This window comes from Clostridium sp. Cult1 (assembly GCF_021655095.1).
In the GTDB taxonomy this organism is placed as follows: Bacteria; Bacillota; Clostridia; order Tissierellales; family Tepidimicrobiaceae; genus Schnuerera.
In genome coordinates, this window is sequence record NZ_PPXW01000001.1 from 619,882 (window position 1) to 621,355 (window position 1,474).

The 1,474-nt window shown below is 29.6% G+C and carries 2 protein-coding genes; both read left to right on the forward strand.

Features of this window, described 5'->3' with window-relative positions:
- A partial coding sequence (locus tag C3E89_RS02920; protein WP_236911000.1) for a hypothetical protein occupies positions 1-216 on the forward strand: 216 nt, incomplete at its 5' end.
- Positions 200-1,474 (forward strand): UvrD-helicase domain-containing protein (locus C3E89_RS02925; protein WP_236911001.1); only part of this gene is annotated, 1,275 nt, incomplete at its 3' end. The genes C3E89_RS02920 and C3E89_RS02925, both read left to right, overlap by 17 nt.

A 1,474-nucleotide genomic window follows, 5' to 3' on the forward strand; every position in this document is an offset into this window, starting at 1 on the left:
GCAGATGTACAAATACTTAGATCTAGGTATTTGGTAACCAAAAGATATAGGATAAAAAATGCCTATAGAAGATCTAATATTGATCCAGAGAGATTATTTAAAGAGTTTTCAGAGGAAATAGAGAATGAAAAATCAGAAAAAGGAATGCATTGTAGTATGTGTCCACACATACTAATATGTTTGAAGGGGGAATTTGCCATTGATAGGAATAGATAATTTAAAGTTTAATGAATTTTTCCTACGAAGTGCTCAGCTTTGGCAATTCAAAAACAATTATGACTTTTTAGATTTTATTAAATTGTCCCAGGAACAAATAGATATTATTGAAAAAAAAGATGCACAAATGCTTATAAATGGTTCTGCTGGCAGTGGGAAAAGCATTACATTATTATATAAGATGATAAAGGTTATGATGGATGAAAAAGTGCCCCAAAGGATATTGTATTTAACTTTTAACAGCACATTGGTATCTGATACATATAAAAGAGCTTGTTTGTCGGAGAAATTTCAAGAATATAGAAACTATCATGAGATTAATATTTGGACATTTCATAAAATGAGTTATGAAATACTTAGTAAAATGGGTCTTAAGAATGTAAAAAATCTTAATATTAATATTGATACTATAGAAAGTTTTACTAATACAATCTGTGGTAGGCTGTATCCTATATGGGAGTACTATACTAATCCATCTCAAGAAGGATATAGGGAATTGGAGTATAGTGAAAGGTTGTATTCTACCCATGATGTAAATTTTTTAGCTGAAGAAATTCTTTGGATGAAAGCAAATGGCTATGTAAAAAAAGATGATTATTTGGAAATAGAAAGAAATGGGCGCGGGAATGCTCCAAGACTTACAAAAACTCAAAGGAACACTATATATAAGATTTTCTTAGAATATGAAAGAAGAAAGGAAGATATGTATCATGGGCATATGGATTTGGAAGACTATGCCCTCAAATTATTAGAGAATTTTTATTATATTCCAGAAGAACTTTATTATGATTATATATTTGTTGATGAAGTACAAGATCTACAAGCTATGCAGTTAAAAGTTCTTGCAAAACTTGCTAAGAGAACCATAGTTATAGCAGGGGATTCAAAACAAAAAATATACAAACGCAGTCCTCATTCTTATGCTGATTTAGGAATAAATATCATAGGTAACAGAAATAAAACTCTTACTAGGACATTTCGTTCAACCAAACAGATAGTAAAATTGGCTAATTCATTAAGTTTTGCAGATATAGAAAGGGATAAAATTCATGATATAGAGGAAATGGCAGAAGGAGATATGCCAGAAATACACTATTATCCTAAGATTAAAAATCAAATTAGATATATAATAAAGGAAATAAAAAAAATTCATAGTATGGAAGAAGGAGCAACTATTGCAGTAATTCATCGGGAGGAAGACAAGATTCTTAGGAGACAAAAAAGTTATTTAAGGAAACAATTAGAAATGAATTTTAGA